This is a genomic window from Pantoea sp. LMR881 (assembly GCF_027157825.1).
Lineage (GTDB): Bacteria > Pseudomonadota > Gammaproteobacteria > Enterobacterales > Enterobacteriaceae > Pantoea > Pantoea haifensis.
The window spans coordinates 3,298,933-3,317,605 of the sequence record NZ_JAPVOK010000002.1 but is presented as its reverse complement, the minus strand read 5'-3'; the positions used below and the strand labels follow the sequence as shown (position 1 = coordinate 3,317,605).

At 53.2% G+C, this 18,673-nt stretch carries 12 protein-coding genes and 5 pseudogenes; 6 read left to right on the top strand and 11 right to left on the bottom strand.

Annotation, left to right across the window (positions count from 1 at the left end):
* Positions 1-4 precede the first annotated feature (4 nt).
* The 6 genes and pseudogenes from napB to O3W44_RS17445 all read right to left on the bottom strand — a co-directional run bounded on the left by napB (position 5) and on the right by O3W44_RS17445 (position 5,874).
* Positions 5-436, bottom strand: a complete 432-nt coding sequence (gene napB, locus O3W44_RS17470) for a nitrate reductase cytochrome c-type subunit (RefSeq protein WP_269294034.1) — start codon at positions 434-436, stop codon at positions 5-7.
* Positions 437-447: 11 nt separating this feature from the next.
* On the bottom strand, positions 448-2,934 hold the full coding sequence (gene napA, locus O3W44_RS17465; RefSeq protein ID WP_269294033.1) for a nitrate reductase catalytic subunit NapA: 2,487 nt from the start codon (positions 2,932-2,934) through the stop codon (positions 448-450).
* Positions 2,931-3,209 carry a chaperone NapD gene (locus O3W44_RS17460; protein WP_269294032.1) on the bottom strand — a complete coding sequence of 93 codons (279 nt, stop codon included), beginning with the start codon at positions 3,207-3,209 and terminating at the stop codon, positions 2,931-2,933. The genes napA and O3W44_RS17460 overlap by 4 nt, the downstream gene beginning before the upstream one ends.
* Entirely contained in the window at positions 3,202-3,618 is a 417-nt protein-coding gene (napF, locus tag O3W44_RS17455) for a ferredoxin-type protein NapF (protein ID WP_269294479.1), read from the bottom strand. Before napF ends, O3W44_RS17460 begins: the two co-directional genes overlap by 8 nt.
* A gap of 217 nt (positions 3,619-3,835) precedes the next feature.
* A pseudogene (gene ansP / locus O3W44_RS17450) lies at positions 3,836-5,253 on the bottom strand (L-asparagine permease).
* A 357-nt stretch (positions 5,254-5,610) separates the two neighbouring features.
* Positions 5,611-5,874, bottom strand: coding sequence for a YdgH/BhsA/McbA-like domain containing protein (locus tag O3W44_RS17445; RefSeq protein WP_269294478.1), 264 nt, complete (start codon positions 5,872-5,874; stop codon positions 5,611-5,613).
* 263 nt (positions 5,875-6,137) lie between these two features.
* On the opposite strand from O3W44_RS17445, the gene narQ reads away from it, so the two are divergent.
* From narQ to acrD, 3 genes and pseudogenes are all read left to right on the top strand, one after another.
* On the top strand, positions 6,138-7,826 hold the full coding sequence (gene narQ, locus O3W44_RS17440) for a nitrate/nitrite two-component system sensor histidine kinase NarQ (RefSeq protein WP_269294031.1): 1,689 nt from the start codon (positions 6,138-6,140) through the stop codon (positions 7,824-7,826).
* A 63-nt stretch (positions 7,827-7,889) separates the two neighbouring features.
* Positions 7,890-8,522, top strand: coding sequence for a response regulator (locus O3W44_RS17435; protein WP_269294029.1), 633 nt, complete (start codon positions 7,890-7,892; stop codon positions 8,520-8,522).
* 160 nt (positions 8,523-8,682) lie between these two features.
* Positions 8,683-11,797, top strand: a pseudogene (gene acrD, locus O3W44_RS17430) (multidrug efflux RND transporter permease AcrD).
* Positions 11,798-11,977: 180 nt separating this feature from the next.
* Here the strand turns inward: acrD and ypfM are convergent.
* Entirely contained in the window at positions 11,978-12,037 is a 60-nt protein-coding gene (gene ypfM / locus O3W44_RS25015) for a protein YpfM (RefSeq protein WP_442954672.1), read from the bottom strand.
* 385 nt (positions 12,038-12,422) lie between these two features.
* Here ypfM and O3W44_RS17425 point away from each other — a divergent pair.
* From O3W44_RS17425 to O3W44_RS17415, 3 genes and pseudogenes are all read left to right on the top strand, one after another.
* A pseudogene (locus tag O3W44_RS17425) lies at positions 12,423-12,790 on the top strand (ArsC family reductase).
* A gap of 1 nt (position 12,791) precedes the next feature.
* Positions 12,792-13,918, top strand: a pseudogene (dapE, locus tag O3W44_RS17420) (succinyl-diaminopimelate desuccinylase).
* A 23-nt stretch (positions 13,919-13,941) separates the two neighbouring features.
* Positions 13,942-14,136 carry a YpfN family protein gene (locus O3W44_RS17415; RefSeq protein ID WP_269294028.1) on the top strand — a complete coding sequence of 65 codons (195 nt, stop codon included), beginning with the start codon at positions 13,942-13,944 and terminating at the stop codon, positions 14,134-14,136.
* A 31-nt stretch (positions 14,137-14,167) separates the two neighbouring features.
* On the opposite strand, the pseudogene ypfH reads toward O3W44_RS17415, so the two are convergent.
* From ypfH to purC, 4 genes and pseudogenes are all read right to left on the bottom strand, one after another.
* Positions 14,168-14,847, bottom strand: a pseudogene (gene ypfH, locus O3W44_RS17410) (esterase).
* A 75-nt stretch (positions 14,848-14,922) separates the two neighbouring features.
* Positions 14,923-16,890: a tRNA(Met) cytidine acetyltransferase TmcA gene (locus O3W44_RS17405; RefSeq protein ID WP_269294027.1), complete on the bottom strand. Its 1,968-nt coding sequence runs from the start codon at positions 16,888-16,890 to the stop codon at positions 14,923-14,925.
* A complete protein-coding gene (gene ypfJ, locus O3W44_RS17400; RefSeq protein ID WP_269294026.1) occupies positions 16,887-17,753 on the bottom strand; it encodes a KPN_02809 family neutral zinc metallopeptidase in 867 nt (288 codons plus the stop codon). Before ypfJ ends, O3W44_RS17405 begins: the two co-directional genes overlap by 4 nt.
* Positions 17,754-17,882: 129 nt before the next feature.
* Positions 17,883-18,596, bottom strand: a complete 714-nt coding sequence (purC, locus tag O3W44_RS17395) for a phosphoribosylaminoimidazolesuccinocarboxamide synthase (RefSeq protein WP_269294025.1) — start codon at positions 18,594-18,596, stop codon at positions 17,883-17,885.
* Between the last annotated feature and the right edge of the window lie 77 nt (positions 18,597-18,673).

Sequence of the window (18,673 nt, the reverse complement as noted above, 5' to 3'; positions counted from 1 at the left end):
CGCCTCACTGACCAAAACCGGCGGCTGGCCGGAAGCTGTTTTCAACAATAGGCTTAGCGTCAGTTTGCGGTGCGTGGCACTGTAAACAGAAGTAGCGGCGTGGTGAAACGCTGCTGCTGACGTTGCCATCACGATCGGTGAAATGCGTTGGGCTGACGCGCGGCGCACCAGTGGTCAGATAGCTTTGCGTACCGTGACATTGCAGGCAGCGATTCACATTTTTTGTCACCTGATAGCCCTCAACGCTGTGCGGAATCAACGGCGGTTGATTGACATAATTCAGCGGCATTCGGCTCTGCTGCTTTGGCTGGAAAATGGCGCCATGTTGCGCGGCGCTCACCTCAGGCGACGCCGACAGATCGGCGCTTTTATTGGCCCAGACGGTGCCGCCCAGCATCAGGGCAGCAAGGGTAATCAGCGTAATGATCGGTTTCATTGCATCCTGCCTTAAATTTTAATCAGCTTAACCGCGCATTTTTTATAATCGGTCTGCTTTGAGAGCGGATCGGTCGCATCCAGCGTGATGTTGTTAGCCAGCACGCCAGCGTCAAAAAACGGCATAAACACCAGCCCTTGCGGCGGCTGGTTACGTCCCCGGGTTTCGACGTTAGCAATGGTTTCACCCCGGCGCGACACCACGCGGACTTTCTCGCCCCGGCGTAAGCCGCGCGCTTTAGCATCAAGTGGATGGATATAGAGCAGAGCCTGCGGCACGGCGCGATGTAATTCCGGTACGCGGCGCGTCATGGTGCCGGTGTGCCAGTGCTCCAGCACGCGACCGGTGCAGAACCAGAGATCAAATTCCTGATCCGGTTGTTCGGCAGGTGGTTCATAAGGCAGAGCAAAGATCACCGCCTTGCCGTCCGGCTGGCCGTAAAAACGCACACTTTCTCCCGCTTTGACATAGCTGTCATGGCCTTCACGATAGCGCCAGCGCGTCTCTTTGCCGTTAACCACTGGCCAGCGCAGACCACGTTCCTGATGATAAAGATCAAACGGTGCCAGATCGTGCCCGTGGCCCCGGCCAAAGCTGGCGTACTCTTCAAACAGACCCTTTTGCAGATAGAAGCCAAACTCACGCGCCTCATCATTCAGGCGATCGTCTGCCACTTCGCTCAGCGGATAGCGATCAACCTGACCGTTGGCATAGAGCACGTCATACAAGGTCTTACCGCTCAGTTCTGGCTGCTGCGCCAGCAATGCTTCCGGCCAGACCTCTTCTACTTTGAAGCGTTTGGAAAAGGTCACTAATTGCCACAGATCGGATTTCGCATCCCCTGGTGCTTTGACCTGCTGATGCCAGAACTGGGTACGGCGCTCAGCGTTGCCGTATGCGCCCTCTTTTTCTACCCACATTGCGGTTGGCAGGATCAGATCGGCAGAGAGCGCGCTGATGGTAGGGTAAGGATCAGAGACCACAATGAAATTCTGCGGATCGCGCCAGCCTGGCATACGTTCCTGGGTAAGATTCGGCCCCGCCTGCATGTTGTTATTACACATCACCCAGTAGGCATTGATTTTGCCATCTTTCAGCGCACGATCTTGCGCCACCGCATGCAGACCGACTTTCGCTGGAAGCGTCCCGTCTGGCAGTTTCCACAACGCCTCAGCCTTTGCGCGGTGCTTGTCGTTATTCACTACCATGTCGGCAGGCAAGCGGTGAGAAAAAGTGCCGACTTCACGCGCTGTGCCGCAGGCCGAAGGCTGGCCTGTCAGAGAGAACGGACCGGTGCCCGGACGGGAAATCTTGCCGGTCAGTAAATGCAGGTTGTAGCAAAGGTTGTTGGCCCACACGCCACGCGTGTGCTGGTTGAAGCCCATCGTCCAGAACGAGACCACTTTTACGTTCGGGTCGGCGTATAGCTCGGCCAGCGCCAGCAGCTGATCCTGCTCTACCCCGCTCATCTGGCTGGCTTTTTCGACAGTATATTCCGCAACGTGCTGTGCAAAGGCGTCAAAGGTGATCGGCGTTGATTCACCACTGTCTGGATTCTTCGCGGAACGCTGGCGGGGATCTGTAGGACGCAAACCGTAGCCAATGTCCGTTACGCCTTTGCGTAGCGTGACGTGGCGCGCCAAAAATGCTTTATCAACCTTGTTATTTTGAATGATGTAGTTGGCGATAAAGTTAAGGATCACTAAATCGGTTTGTGGCGTGAAGACAATGGCGTTATCAGCCAGCTCAAAGCTGCGATGACGATAGGTTGACAGCACGGCCACCTTAACATTGTCATGACTTAACCGACGTGCCGTCAGGCGTGACCAGAGAATGGGGTGCATCTCTGCCATGTTCGAGCCCCAGAGTACAAATGCGTCGGCCTGTTCGATATCGTCATAGCAGCCCATCGGCTCATCCATGCCAAAAGTGCGCATAAAGCCGACCACCGCCGATGCCATGCAGTGCCGCGCATTGGGATCGAGATTATTGGTGCGAAAACCCGCCTTCATTAATTTAGAGGCAGCATAACCTTCCCAGACCGTCCATTGACCTGAACCGAACATGCCGACGGCATCAGGCCCTTTGGCCTTAAGTGCGGCTTTGAACTTCTCTTCCATGATGTCAAACGCCTGATCCCAGCTAACCGGCGCAAACTCACCGTTCTTGTCATAGCGTCCCTCCGTCATACGTAACAGCGGCTGCGTCAGGCGATCTTTTCCGTACATAATTTTCGGCAGAAAATAGCCTTTTATGCAGTTCAGGCCCCGGTTCACTTCTGCTTGCGGATCGCCTTGTGAGGCCACGACGCGACCATTTTGCGTGCCGACCAGCACACCACATCCCGTCCCGCAAAAGCGGCACGGGGCTTTTTCCCAGCGAATCGGCTCACCCATACCCGGTGTGGCTTGCGTTACGGTCGGAATGGTTAAACCCGCTGCGATTGCGGCGGCCGCCGCCGCATTGGCTTTCATAAAATCACGACGACTTAAACTCATGAGACTTCCTTACACTGTTCCTGCCCTTCATCCTGCTGGTGATACACCAGCGAAACAGCCAACACGCCGGGAATGTCTCGCGTTGACTCAATATTCCTCAGCAAGCTGGCTGCGTCGGGTGCGCCCAACGTCACGGCCAGCGTGCCTTTTTCATGTGATGCTGCGGCAATATCAGCGTCATCCAGCACCAGTAATGCTGACTGAACTGCCGGAAAATCCGCTGCTCGCGCCTGGATCACCAGGCCACACACGTGCCAGCAAGTGCGATCATCCATGCTGTAATCCTGTTGCAGAGACCGGGCAAGGCGCGAGACAGGCGCCACAACCGGTGCAGTTTTCGGGGTGGATTTTCGGCTGCGCGACGCCCAACCAATTGAAATGAAAAGTGATGGCTTGTTGCTCACAGCTTTCCTGACAGCTGCGGCAGTTCACGCCCTGAAAAGCCACGCAGCGGTCATCAATTTTGATGCTGAGTCTCCAGGGTTGTGTGTCACGCGGCGCGAACAGCGGTTGTGGGCAAATATCCGCACAGGCAGCGCAAAAGGTGCATTCGCCGTGGGAAAAATCGATGAAAGGTAATGTTTGAAGGACGATGATTTGCGTATCACATGCATTTACACAGCGGCCACAGCCATCACAGCCGGGTTGATGCAGCCACCAGGGTAATGGGAAACCGTCCGGCATATTTTGCCTTTGTCCGGTTAAAAATCCCCTGCGTGACAGCGTCATCGCGCCCTCGTCTGAGTCATAGAGTGATGGCGCGTAAAATAGCCCGACAAACTACAGGGATATATCACTCGAAGGGAGTATTTCCCGAAGGTGGATCAAAGGGTAACGGAACGGGGTAGGCAGAAAGAAAAAAGCCAGCGCGAAGGCTGGCTTTAGCGGATTTTAAGACAAATTAATGCGAGGGTTCATCCGCCAGTTTGGCTGGCTGCGCATCATCATCGTGAGTATGCAGATGATCGTGTTCTGTCTGCGCAACAGCGTTGACCCGTTTACGCACACCGAACCAACCCAGCACCAAAATCACGGCGATTAGTGGAATCGAGGCGATGGTATAGGTGCCGTTTGGATAATCAAACGCCATCAACACCAGCACACTGGCGAGGAACAGCAGCGTCAACCATGAGGTAAATGGTGCGCCTGGCAGCTTAAAGCTGACATCATCGGCTTTACCTTCTTTGATCGCTTTACGCAGGCGTAACTGGCACACCACGATAAAGGCCCAGGAAGAAATGATGCCCAGCGATGCAACATTCAGCACGATTTCAAATACCTGTGATGGCACGTAGTAGTTGAGCACCACACCAATCACATAAACCCCGATAGTCACCAGGATACCGGCATACGGAACTTGCTGGCTACTCATCTTCGACATGAATTTTGGTGCTGATCCCCCATCGACATCGAACGCAGAATACGACCGGTTGAGTAGAGACCCGAGTTCAGGCTGGAGAGCGCGGCACTCAGCACCACGATATTCATGATGCTGCCAATATAAGGTACGCCCAGCTTTGAGAAGAAGGTAACGAACGGGCTCTGCCCTGCCTGATAAGCATTCCACGGCAGCAGCATGACCAGCAGCACCACCGAACCGACATAGAACAAGCCGATACGCCAGATCACGCTATTGATCGCTTTGGGCAGCATGGTTTGCGGATCCTTACACTCTCCTGCCGCTGTACCAACCAGTTCAATCGAGGCAAAGGCGAATACTACCCCCTGAATCAACACCAGTGCAGGCAACAAGCCGTGCGGGAACAGTCCGCCGTTATCGGTAATCAAATGGAAGCCGGTGGTATTGCCGTCGAGCGGTTTGCCCGTGCCGAGGAACACTACGCCCACCACCAAAAACAGGGCTATCGCCAATACTTTGACCAGGGCGAACCAGAATTCCATTTCAGCGAACCACTTAACACCGATCATATTCATGGTGCCAACAATGGCTAACGCGCCGAGGGCAAACACCCATTGCGGTACATCACCAAATGCGCCCCAGTAGTGCATATAGAGTGCAACTGCGGTGATATCCACAATACCGGTCATGGCCCAGTTAACGAAGTACATCCAGCCCGCCACATAGGAGGCTTTTTCGCCCAAAAATTCGCGTGCGTAAGAGACAAAACTGCCGCTGCTTGGGCGATGCAAAACCAGCTCACCCAACGCACGTAAGATAAAGAACGAAAAAATACCACAGACTAAATAGATGATAGCCAGCGCAGGGCCGGCGGCTTGTAAACGGGCACCTGCACCAAGAAATAGCCCCGTACCAATGGCGCCGCCAATAGCAATCATTTGTACGTGACGGTTACCCATCGCTTTCTGGTAGCCGGTGTCGTGAGAGTTCAGCCAGCGTCTTTTCGCAGCACGTAGCTCGGCTGCGCTTTTTTACTAGATTTCATAGCCTTCCTGTTTGTCCTGACCATCAATCCACGGCAAAACAAACGTTTGCGTTAAGCCGTGTGAAAGGGGTTATTTTCCTCTGTGCGCCAACTGTGAGTGAGAAGAGCGTGGCGTGGGAATTTACGGCGATGAATCCTACCCGTTCTGCGTGAACGAAGCAAAATATACCGAGGATACGCACAGGTTGATTTGTAAGAATCGATCGTAAAGCACAAAAAAACCGGCCATTGGCGGGCCGGTAAATGCTACAGGGATGGAAACGGGTAGAAATTAGCGATAAATCTCTGCGGTGCCGGTCCACTGGCTTGAATCGCCGGGATTTTCAACGCCGATAATACGGTAATGACTGGCACCCATCTCTTCTGCTTTTTGTGAAAGCTGTTCGGTGGCGTCATCAAATGAACCTCTTACATTGGAGACAGAGACATTACCTATACTTTGCATATTTTGCGCTTGCTCTTTATCTACCAGTGTCGCGGCCAGGGTTGAAAATGAGGCGGTGGCTAGCAGGGCACCGGCCAGAACTACGGTCAGTTTTTTTCATGGAGATGCTCCTCAGCAATAACGTTTTTATTAATTACCGTTTGAATTATTAGTGTGGCAATGAAAGCCAACATTAGTGAGGCGTAAACATGGTTAATCTTTAGCCACTTTGCGCAGCGAAATCCTGGGAAGTGTCAGTTCTGGTCTTTTTTCGTGCAACTTGTAACGTATTATTTATTTTTTTAGCCGGACAGACTGTTTAACGCATCGGCTTCTGTGCTTTATGATTCCACGCTAAAAACAAGGTTATTAATGTGATTGTAAAACGTTCTGTGACGCGTAGCATTGCCCAGGCCCTGTCCGCCATTGTGCTGCTGTCGCTGTTAAGTACCGGGCTTGCATTAGTTACGCTTTCCAGCAGTCTGCGGGATGCTGAAGCTATTAATCTGGCCGGTTCGTTACGTATGCAAAGCTATCGCCTTGCATGGGACGCAACGCGTGAGTCGCATCAGTTAGCGCAACACCTGATGCTTTATCAACAAACGCTGGACGCCCCGGTATTACAAAATCTGGATCGCCCCTGGGTTCCAGGCGAAGTCATTAATCGCTATCACCGGCTGCGCAACGCCTGGCCGCAACTACAACAAAAACTGCAACAAGGCGAAGCCGTAACCTACCAGCAACAAGTGGCCATTTACGTCAATGAAATTGACCGCTTTGTTTTAGGTTTACAGCATTATGCTGAGTTAAAAATGCACCTGGTTGTCGCCAGCAGTTTGATCGGTGTGATTGCCATTGTGGCGCTGGCTTTAATGACGATTCGCTTTACCCGACAGCAGGTGGTGCGCCCGTTAAACGCACTGGTCACCGCCAGCCGCTATATCGAAAATGGCAATTTCTCATTCCCGCCGCTGGCTGTTGCCCAGGAAAATGAACTAAAGGTTCTGTCACAAACCTTCAGCGACATGGCTGCACGCCTGAAATCACATTATCAACTGCTGGAAAGCACCGTACGCGCGAAAACAGAAGATTTAACCGAAGCTAACCGCACGCTCTCTTTATTATATGAAAGCTCACAAATGCTGGCTGCCAGCCCGCTTCATCCGGCACTGTTTGAAAAAGTATTAAATAAGGTGCTGATACATGAGGATCTTGCCGCTATTCATCTCGAAGGCGATAACTACTCTTTCCGGGCGGGTCACTGCGATCGCGCCCGTTGCTGGCAGCGCATTCCTTTACTGCAGGAAGATCACAGGATCGGTGAGCTGCGCTGGCAGACCAAAAAGGGTGATCCGCCGGAAACATTAACCGGTAGCCTGGCGTCGATATTTGGGCGCTCAATCTGGATATGGCAAACGCAGAAACAGTATCAGCAGATGCTATTAATTGAAGAGCGCGCCACCATTGCCCGTGAATTACATGATTCTCTGGCTCAGGCCCTCTCATTTTTACGCATTCAACTCACCTTACTACGCCGCACTGTCGATAAAAATGACTGCGCTGCACATGCAATCATCGCAGACTTTGATCGTGCGCTATCCGAAGCCAGCTGTCAGCTGAGAGAATTGCTGACCACATTTCGCCTGACCATTGAGCAAGCCGATCTGGTCGCTGCAATGCAGGCGATGATCGCGCCGCTTCAGGAGCAGGTTGATGTACAGATCCGTTTCGATTACCAGCCGGGGCTGGAAAGTCTTGAGGCGCAACAGCAGGTGCATGTATTACAAATCGCGCGTGAAGCGTTAATCAATGCCATTCGTCACGCTAATGCGCGCATGATAGCAGTAGATTACCAGCGCACCGCTGAAGGTGAGCACTTGCTAACAATTACAGATGATGGCACGGGCATCGCCAGTTGTGATGAGCCGCCCGGCCATTTTGGATTAACCACGATGGCAGAACGCGCCGCACGATTATCAGGTAGCCTGAACATCAGTGCGCAGAAACGCGGCACGCAGGTAGCGTTGCGCTTTCCGCCGCGACCGGCTCATCCGCTCGAATAAAGTGACCTTGCGTAACCGCAAACCGATTATTTAAAGTGGCAGCCGCCGTTACCGGGAGAAAACATGCAAAAAACGTCGATGACCGTCATGATTGTGGATGACCATCCACTGATGCGTCGTGGCATCCGTCAGTTGCTGGCACTTGAGCCACGGCTGCAAGTGGTAGCCGAAGCCAATAATGGCACCGAAGCGTTAGCCGAGGCGCGTCGCCTGACACCCGACGTCATCCTGCTCGATCTGAATATGAAAGGCATGTCTGGCCTCGATACGCTGAAAGCTTTGCGTCGTGAAGGTATTTCCTCACGCATTTTAGTGTTAACCGTTTCCGATGCGCGTGCAGATATTTACGCCATGGTCGATGCCGGTGCCGATGGCTATCTGTTGAAAGACAGCGAACCTGAGCTGCTGTTGAACCATATTTTGCACCTCGCCGGGGGAGAACGGGTGTTCAGTGAGGCGGTGGAAAATACGCTTGCCACTCGCCAGTATAGCGCCGACCCGTTTCGCCAGCTGACCGAGCGGGAAATGGATGTGTTACACGAAGTCGCGCGCGGTCTCTCTAATAAAGAGATCGCCACGCTACTCCATATTTCAGAAGAAACAGTGAAAGTGCATATTCGCAATTTATTGCGCAAACTGAATGTGCGTTCACGGGTTGCCGCCACCGTCATGTGGCTGGAAAGCCGAAATAATTAACCTGCCGGGCTGTTTTACACTTTCTCCATAATTTCTCCACGATTTCCTTATCTGTCGCACGTAGAGTAAGTTACGGCGGCAGATCGTGAATTCATCCTTCTCTGTTACCCGCCGCCCTTATCAATAAAAAAACGATACGCTGCTGAGGAGTGTCGACTCAATGTCGAATTTTTTTATCGACCGTCCTATTTTTGCCTGGGTACTGGCAATTTTGCTGTGTCTTTGCGGCACGCTCGCTATCATTTCGCTACCCATTGAACAATATCCCGATCTGGCACCGCCTAACGTTCGTATTACTGCCAACTACCCCGGCGCATCAGCGGAAACCCTGGAGAATACCGTCACGCAGGTGATCGAGCAGAACATGACCGGCATCGATAACCTGATGTATATGTCCTCGAACAGCAGCAATACTGGCCAGGCACAGATCACCCTGACGTTTACCGCCGGAACCGATCCTGATGAAGCACGCCAACAGGTACAAAATCAGTTGCAGTCGGCGCTGCGCAAGCTGCCGCAGGCAGTACAGTCGCAGGGTGTCACGGTGAATAAAACCGGCGACAGTAATATTTTGATGGTCGCTTTTGTGTCAACCGACGGCAGTATGGATAAGCAGGATATTGCAGATTATGTCGCCAGTAACATTCAGGATCCGCTGAGCCGCATCGACGGTGTCGGACAGGTGGATGCTTATGGTTCGCAATATGCCATGCGTATCTGGCTCGATGCCAACAAGCTGATCGCCTACTCACTCACAACGGATGATGTCGTGAGTGCCATTGAATCGCAAAACGCACAGGTCGCGGTGGGCCAGGTAGGCGGCCTGCCCTCGGTAGAGAAACAGGCATTAAATGCCACGGTGAATGCGCAGTCGATGCTGCAAACCCCTGAGCAGTTCAAAGCCATTACTTTAAAAAACAATCCAGATGGTTCAGTGGTCACGCTGGCTGATGTGGCTGAAGTGGCGCTCGGGGCTGAAAAGTATGATTATCTCAGCCGCTACAACGGTCAGCCCGCTTCAGGTTTAGGCATCAAGCTCGCCTCTGGCGCGAATGAGATGAATACCGACACGCTGGTGCGTGCGCGTATAGAAGAGCTTTCACACTATTTTCCGCAAGGCCTCGAAGCCAAAATAGCTTATGAAACGACACCTTTCGTTAAAGCCTCAATTGAAGACGTAGTGAAAACCCTGCTGGAAGCCGTTGTGCTGGTTTTTGGCGTCATGTACCTGTTCATGCAGAATTTTCGCGCCACGTTGATCCCAACCATCGCCGTGCCCGTCGTGCTGTTGGGGACTTTTTGCGTGCTTTATTTGTGTGGGTTTAGCATCAACACCCTGACGATGTTTGCCATGGTGTTAGCGATTGGCCTGCTGGTAGACGATGCCATCGTGGTGGTTGAAAACGTCGAACGCCTGATGAGCGAAGAGGGATTATCACCCCGCGCTGCTACGCGAAAGTCGATGGGACAAATTCAGGGCGCCCTGGTCGGTATTGCGCTGGTGCTCTCTGCCGTGTTCGTCCCCATGGCATTTTTTGGCGGTACCGTTGGTGCGATCTATCGCCAGTTTTCCATTACCATCGTTTCGGCAATGGTACTGTCGGTGCTGGTGGCAATGATCCTGACGCCTGCGCTGTGTGCTGCGCTACTGAAGCCGGTTACGCCGGGCGAACATCATGAGCGTCGTGGTTTTTTTGGCTGGTTCAACCGTCATTTCAACCGCAATGCGGCTCGCTATGAACAGGGTGTGGGACGCTTGTTAAAAAGAGCGGACGCTGGCTGCTGCTCTATTTAGCCATCATTGTGGTGATGGCATTTTTGTTTATTCGCCTGCCTACATCCTTCCTGCCGCTGGAAGATCGCGGTGTCTTTTTGACCCAGGTACAACTGCCAGCGGGCGCAACCTTGCAGCAAACCTCAAGCGTGGTGGCAAAGGTTGAAGATTATTATATGACCCACGAAAAGGATAACGTGCTGTCGGTGTTTTCTACTATCGGTGCCGGGCCAGGAGGCAACGGCCAAAACGTCGCCCGCCTGTTTGTTCGCTTAAAAGACTGGGGAGATCGTCCCGGTGCCGATCGCACCTCATTCGCCATTATTGAACGCGCAACAAAAGCGTTTCAGAAGATTAAAGAAGGTCGCGTTATTGCCAGCAGCCCGCCCGCGATCAGCGGCATGGGCAGCTCATCGGGCTTTGATTTGCAATTGCAGGATCACGCAGGTATTGGGCACACGCAACTGATGGCGATGCGTGACAAACTGCTGGAAATGGCAGGCAAGGACAGCGCGCTTTCACGGGTACGCCACAACGGCCTGGACGACAGCCCGCAGCTACAAATTGATGTTGACGAACGCAAAGCGCAGGCGCTCGGGGTGTCGATTGATACTATCAACGATACATTAACCACCGCGTGGGGCTCAACTTACGTCAATGATTTTCTCGATCGTGGACGTGTGAAAAAGTCTACGTACAGGCAGCGCCTGAATATCGCATGCTGCCTGGCGATATTAATAAATGGTATGCCCGCAGCAGCAGCGGCAGCATGGTGCCTTTCTCCGCCTTTGCGACCAGCCGCTGGGAAACGGGCTCACCCCGCCTGGAGCGTTACAATGGCTATTCCTCTCTGGAGATTATGGGTGAAGCCGCTTCTGGTGTCAGCAGCGGCACGGCGATGGACGAGATGGAGAAGCTGGTGAATGCACTGCCGCTCGGCGTAGGCTTCCAGTGGTCTGGTGCGTCGTATCAGGAACGTCTGTCTGGATCGCAGGCTCCTGCGCTTTATGCGATCTCTTTGCTGGTCGTGTTCCTCTGTCTGGCGGCGCTGTATGAGAGCTGGTCGATTCCTTTCTCTGTCATGCTGGTGGTGCCACTTGGCGTGGTAGGCGCCTTGATTGCAACCTGGGGACGCGGGCTGGAGAACGATGTTTACTTCCAGGTCGGATTACTGACGGTGGTGGGTTTGTCGGCCAAAAACGCCATTTTGATCGTAGAGTTCGCTAACGAAATCAACAGCAAAGGCCATGAGCTGATTAGCGCAACGCTGGAAGCGGCGCGCCAGCGCCTGCGGCCAATCTTAATGACATCGCTGGCCTTTATTTTTGGTGTCTTACCGATGGCCATCAGCAGCGGTGCAGGTTCGGGGAGCCAGCATTCGGTCGGCACGGGTGTGATGGGCGGCATGATTTCTGCCACGATTTTAGCCATCTTTTTTGTACCGCTGTTTTTTGTTCTGGTGCGCCGCCGCTTCCCGCTGCGAGAAAAGCCGCATGATTAACCTGCTTTACCGCAATGCAAAAAGGCGTCAAGCCCGGGCATTGTCATACGCAGCGAACCCACCTGTGGCGTGAAGTATGGGTAATAAAAAAGGCAGCCATAACGGGCTGCCTTTTTACTCTATTACTGTGTGGTCAGAATCAAAGCAAGCGGGGAAATAGCCTGCTTATATCGCTGCGGGTTACTTACGTAACATCGATTCGATAAATTCTTTCCAGTTCCCCATTTCAACGTCAATCATAAAACCCTCTCTTATTGTGCAGCTAATTTTACGCTTAATTTTTCTTCAGGTGAATACGTTTACACCTGTTATCACTATCGGCACGGGTAATTAAATGCTGTAGTTTTTCGGATTTGTTTGCTGACGCACATTTCAGCAATCCCTTACCCGCTCTGGGATTAAAACTTTTTTAGCCAGACGGTAGACGCTTTTTTGCACATAAGGAAATTCTTAGAAAACGCCCTCTGCGTAACGGGATAATTTCAGCGGAAACTGAAACCGATTACCCGACGTTACATAAGTCAAATTAATAGAAATTTTGCCTTTGCGTCTTGTTGCCACACGGATGCCGCAAAGGATCACACTATGTTAAACTCTCGCTTTGAATTTTTGACAGGGATCAGCGATGACAGCGAAGTGGGTAATGTTTGGGATAAAAAATTGCGACACGATTAAAAAAGCACGCCGTTTTTTAGACGCTGCCAACATCGATTATCGCTTTCACGATTACCGTGCAGAGGGTCTGAGCGATGAACTGTTGCAGCAATTTATTGATGCTCTGGGCTACCAGGCTTTACTCAACACCCGCGGCACAACCTGGCGAAAATTGCCAGAAGCTGAGCGCGAAGCGATAACAAATGCATCCCAGGCAAAGCGTTAATGCTGGCGCAACCGGCAATCATCAAACGTCCGCTGTTGCGCGCGCCTGATGGTTCGATACTGTCCGGCTTTAATGAAACCACTTACCAGAACGTTATTCAGGAGAAGTCATAACATGTTTTGTCCGGTCATTGAGCTGACGCAGCAGCTTATTCGTCGTCCTTCTCTCAGCCCCGATGATGCCGGATGCCAGGCGCTGTTAATTGCGCGTCTGGAAGCCATTGGTTTTCACATCGAACCAATGAACATCGACGATACCCTGAATGTCTGGGCCACACGCGGTCAGGGCGAAACGCTGGCGTTTGCAGGGCACACGGATGTTGTGCCGCCAGGCGACGCAAACCGCTGGATCAACCCCCTTTTGAGCCCACCATTCGTGACGGCATGCTGTTTGGTCGCGGCGCTGCGGATATGAAAGGTTCGCTGGCGGCAATGGTTGTCGCGGCTGAACGTTTCGTCGCAGCACATCCGCAGCATAAAGGTCGCCTGGCCTTCCTTATTACTTCAGATGAAGAAGCCAGCGCCACTAATGGCACAGTCAAAGTCGTTGAGCGCCTGATGGCAAGAAATGAGCGGCTCGATTATTGCCTGGTCGGTGAACCTTCCAGCACTGAAGTTGTGGGCGATGTGGTAAAAAATGGTCGCCGTGGCTCAATGACCGCAAACCTTACCGTGCACGGCGTTCAGGGCCACGTTGCTTATCCACATCTGGCTGATAATCCAGTGCATCGCGCAATGCCCGCGCTAAATGAACTGGTCGCGGTGGAGTGGGATCAGGGCAATGAATTTTTCCCACCGACCAGTATGCAGATTGCCAACGTACAAGCCGGAACCGGCAGCAACAACGTGATCCCGGGTGAGCTGTTTGTTCAGTTCAACTTCCGTTTCAGCACAGAACTGACCGATGCAATGATTCGCCAGCGCGTGGCTGAACTGCTAGATCGCCATCAGCTGCGTTACACCATTGAGTGGAAATTGTCGGGTCAGCCCTTCCTGACATCGCGCGGTAAGCTGGTGGATGCCGTAGTGAATGCGGTAGCGCACTATAATGAGATCAAGCCACAACTGCTTACCACCGGCGGAACGTCGGATGGCCGTTTCATCGCACGGATGGGCACGCAAGTGGTGGAGTTAGGTCCGGTGAATGCCACCATTCATAAAATCAATGAGTGCGTGAAGGCATCCGATCTTCAAATGCTGAGTCGGATGTATCAGCGCATCATGGAACAATTGATCGCCTGATCGCGATCGTAAGGAGCGGGCAAATGGCGTTTATTAAAGATTACTGGTGGATCCCGGTGATCCTGCTGATGGTCGGCGTGCTGATGAATGTTTATAAAGATCTGAAGCGTATCGATCATAAAAAATATATGGAAAACAAACCCGACCTGCCGCCGCATCGTGATTTCAACGATAAATGGGACGATGACGACGACTGGCCAAAGCAAAATAAAAAGTAAATGACTTGCCCTCGCAAGCTGCGAGGGCTGTTTACATCATAACGATAACGTCGTCATCGCCAGGTTTCGCCCCGCTTAGCGCCTCATCAAAATAGCGTTTCGGCACGGTATAACGCAGATGATTTAACGCCAGTTGCATGCTGCGCTCGTCAATGGCGTGCGCCAAATCTTCAACGATATCCAGCGTCACATCACCGCCTAACTCCATTAAACGCTGCGCCCCCTCTTCTGCATAATGCACGGGGATATATTCATCATATTCACCGTGGATCAAATGAACCGTGGTACGGGTGCTGGCTTTTTCCGGCAGGGTAATAAAGCGTCCGTTGAAAATCACTGCCCGTCCGGCCAAATCGGCATGCGCTTTGACCGCTTCTAAAACCATGCTGCCACCCTGTGAAAAGCCTATCAGGGCCGTTGCGTTGGGCTGCACGCCACTTTCTTGCTGCCAGTGCTGTACTGACTCAACAAACTGCGGCATCGCCAGATCCACTCGCTGCTGCACGCTTTGATCGTGCATTTTTGCCTCAGCAAACCACTGGCGCCCCGGCCCCGGTGAGCCAACAGAAATCACCAGTCCTTCAGGAAAAGTGCGTGCAAACCAGCTGCCAATTTCGCCCATTGAATCAGGGTTATCACCGACGCCGTGATAGAGCAAAAAAGCTGTGCAGCCTTTACCGGCTGTTGAACGATAACGTATTGCAGTGCCATATTAACCTCCTTCATTCACTCTACGCCCTCGGGCGATAAAAGCGATGCGAAGCATTGAATGAGTCAGTGGATTTATTACAACTGCCGCCGCAGAGCTTCCGCATACTCCTGATTATGGGCCAGAAGCGCCTCTGCTGCCTGCTGGCGCAGTGCGGCAATCAGCGTTTTGCGTCCGCTCAGCCCCGCCTCTCTCGCCAGTAAGCTGAGTTCAGCGGGCGCAGCGACGGCAGCCCGCAATAGCGGGGCCGGGAAAGGCGTGACGCTTAACAGACGCGTTAATACCGGCAGGCTGGCGTCAAAAGGCCGTTGTGCCCAGGCAAACCCCGCCGCCAGCCAGGCATCCTGCGCGATGTAAGCGCCCTCAGAAAGCGGAAAACAGTCCAGATCCAGATGAATATGCTGACGTAAAACCGGCCAGTCTCGCGCCAGTTGATGTGCTGCGGCATCCTGCAAATCTTTTCCGGCTGGCGTAATGGCACACATTGCCATCGCGGCATAGCAGCCGCTGCTGGCTTCTCGCTGGCTGCCAATGCGCACTAACGTGAAACCGCACGCGCGCCAGAAGGCCCAAAGTGATTCAGTGTAGCCAAAACTGACTGAAAGGTAGTCGCACTGCGCTGATGCACGCGCGGCGTTGATGAGGGTTAATCCCAGCCCCTGACGACGACATTCAGCCGCGACCGCAATGCGACTGATGCGCAGCGAACGCAGCGTGGCTGCATCGGTGAATCCACCGTGTGCCGCCAGCGATTGCGCGACTAAGTTACCGCGCGGTCGCCGCCAGCCAGCCCAGACGGCATGCGCCAGTTCAGAAGATAACCCGCCCTCTTCCACCAGCCATAATGCGCCTTGCAAAGCAGGCGCATCGCCCGCCAGCCATAAGTGCATGCCTGGCGCGTCAAGCAGGCGGCGTAAATCGAGCGGTGAGGTGCGATAGTGGGCGCTGGTAAGTAATCGATAAGCGGCTTCAATCGGAACAGGATTATCTCCGCTGTTGCTGTCGGGCTGTCGAACCGATCTGTCACCACACGTCGGTGCCGGTAACGCATCTTCAAACATCAGCGCCTGATTAAGCCACTCTTCGAGCGGATCGGCACGCGACCAGCGCAGCGGCTCATCAAGCGTGAAATAGCTTACCTGTGGCAATCCGGCACAAAACTTCAGCATGAACCCACGTCCGGTGCCTTCGTAGCCCTGTACTGTGGTCGTCAGCAAAACACGTGGGTAACGTTTGACCAGCGTTTGCAGTAATGGCGCAGGAATAGCCGCGGCTTCATCAATAATTAACCAGTCAACATTCGCTGCTGCTGCCTGCTGGATAATGGCGTCTGGCGCCATAAAGTTAAAGTTTTCGCCTGCAAAGGCCGCAAGTACCTCTGTTGAGGCTTTTGCCGGTGCGGTAATCAAACAGCGGCCATTTTGCTGCGCCAGCATTCCCGCCAGCGCAGACTTACCGCGCCCGCGTGCGGCGGTAATGACCGCCACGCCGCGATACATTGAGTGTAACGCACTGAGAATAGTTTGCTGCTGTTGCGGGGCCTGACAGTGCCAGTCGGGCAGCGGCGCGAGTGGCTCAACGCTGAGGGCATGATGCTGGCGATGCAGCAAAACCCGATCATCCGCCTCAATGCGTCGCTGAAGATGATGGATAAAGTGCGGTGTAGCAATAGGCTCGGCAACATCGGCCCAGCGCAAACTGTCAGCATCCGGCTTCTGCGGCCATGTTTGCCATTCAGGCACCAGCAACAGTAACCAACTGCCCGCCTTTAGCGTGCCCGCCAGGGCAGCAAAGGCTTCAGCATGCAGGCCCTGGCGGGCGTCGAAGACAGCATGCAAAAATTCTCGCCCCAGCAAAGTGCGTAATGCGCCCGGAGAGCAGTGCGGGGTCGGGAATAGCGGCGACTCGCTGATACAGAGCCAGTCGCCGGTTAGTTTAGCGATCCACTCAGCTGCGGTCTGCTGGCACCATCCGGCTTCGCCACTGATCACACAAAGCCGACGCACGCCTGCCTGCTGCATAGTGCGAATCGTTTCTGGGGTCATCCGTTATTCGCGAAGGTGTTGCATTGCCCCGGATTGCCGCTGTCGTAACCCTGTTTAAACCAGGTATAACGCTGCTGCGAGGTGCCGTGAGTAAAGCTGTCTGGCACGACGCGCCCCTGACTTTGCTGTTGCAAACGGTCATCGCCAATCGCTTCTGCTGCGTTCAGTGCCTCTTGCAGATCACCAACGTCGAGGATATTTTCCTGCTCCATATAATGTCCCCATACGCCAGCAAAGCAATCCGCCTGTAGCTCCATTTTCACTGACAGCTGATTGGCTTGCGCCTGGCTGGCACTCTGCTGCATTTGGCGGACTCTGGGTTCAATACCCAGCAGTTTCTGCACGTGGTGACCCACTTCATGCGCAATGACGTAGCCCTGAGCGAAATCACCGCCCGCGCCAAGTTTGCTTTTCATCTCATCATAAAAAGAGAGATCGATATAGACGGTTTGGTCCGTTGGACAGTAAAACGGTCCCATGACCGACTGCCCGGTGCCACAACCCGTGCGCGTTGCACCGCGATACATCACCAGCTTCGGCGGCACATAATCTTTATTCATCTGCTGGAAAACTTTGCCCCAGGTATCTTCCGTAGTGGCGAGTATCACAGAAGTGAATTTTGCCGCTTCGTCCTGATTACTGTTCACGCTGCGCGTTTGCTGTTGGCTGGTGGTGGTCACCTGCTCACCGGTTAACAGTGCCGTCAGGTCATAGCCGTAATAACCCGCCACCGCGACGATAACCAGCAATATAATGCCACCTTTGCCACGCGGCAGGCGAATATGGCGACCCGTTCCATAACCCGACGACTGATTGCGTCGGTCTTCTACATTGTCGCTTTCACGACGCCCTTGCCAGCGCATACTGCACTCCCTTTCGCGTTTTGCTTAGATGTCATGATTTTAGTTGCGCGCGGGGGCAAGCACCAGCTTTACGCCAAAATGAAAAAGGAGAGCCGTCGCTCTCCTTTCCATGCATCAGGCAATGGGTACTCAGTCGAGTTTCACACCCAGACGCTGGGCAACCGCTTCATAGGCTTCAACAACGCCGCCAAGGCTCTGACGGAAACGATCTTTATCCATTTTATCCAGCGTCTCTTTGTCCCACAGTCGGGCGCCATCTGGCGAGAATTCATCGCCCAGCACCACTTCACCGTTGAACAGACCAAACTCCAGTTTGAAATCGACCAAAATCAGGCCCGCATCATCAAACAGTTTGCTCAGCACCTCGTTGGCTTTGTAGGTCAGTTCCTGCATACGCGCCAGGTTCTGTTTGCTTACCCAGCCAAAAGTCTCACAGTAAGATTCGTTGACCATTGGGTCGTGTTTGGCGTCATCTTTGAGGAAAAGATCGAACAGCGGTGGATTGAGGATCATGCCCTCTTCCACGCCCAGACGCTTAACCAGTGAACCTGCTGCACGGTTACGCACTACGCATTCAACCGGCACCATTTCCAGCTTTTTCACCAGTGCTTCGTTGTCAGAAAGCAGAGCTTCCATCTGGGTCGGAATACCCGCTTCCTGCAGTTTGGTCATGATGAAATGGTTGAATTTGTTATTGACCATTCCCTTACGATCGAACTGCTCGATTCGAGCCCCGTCACCTGCTGACGTATCGTTGCGGAATTCAAGTACCAGCAGATCCGGATTGTCGGTGCTGTATACGGTTTTCGCTTTACCGCGATACAACTCAGCGCGCTTTTGCATCTTGATTAACTCCAAACATGAAATATCGGGTGTTCAACGGCCTGAGCCGCTGCGGCGATTGCAGGGACGCAATCGTT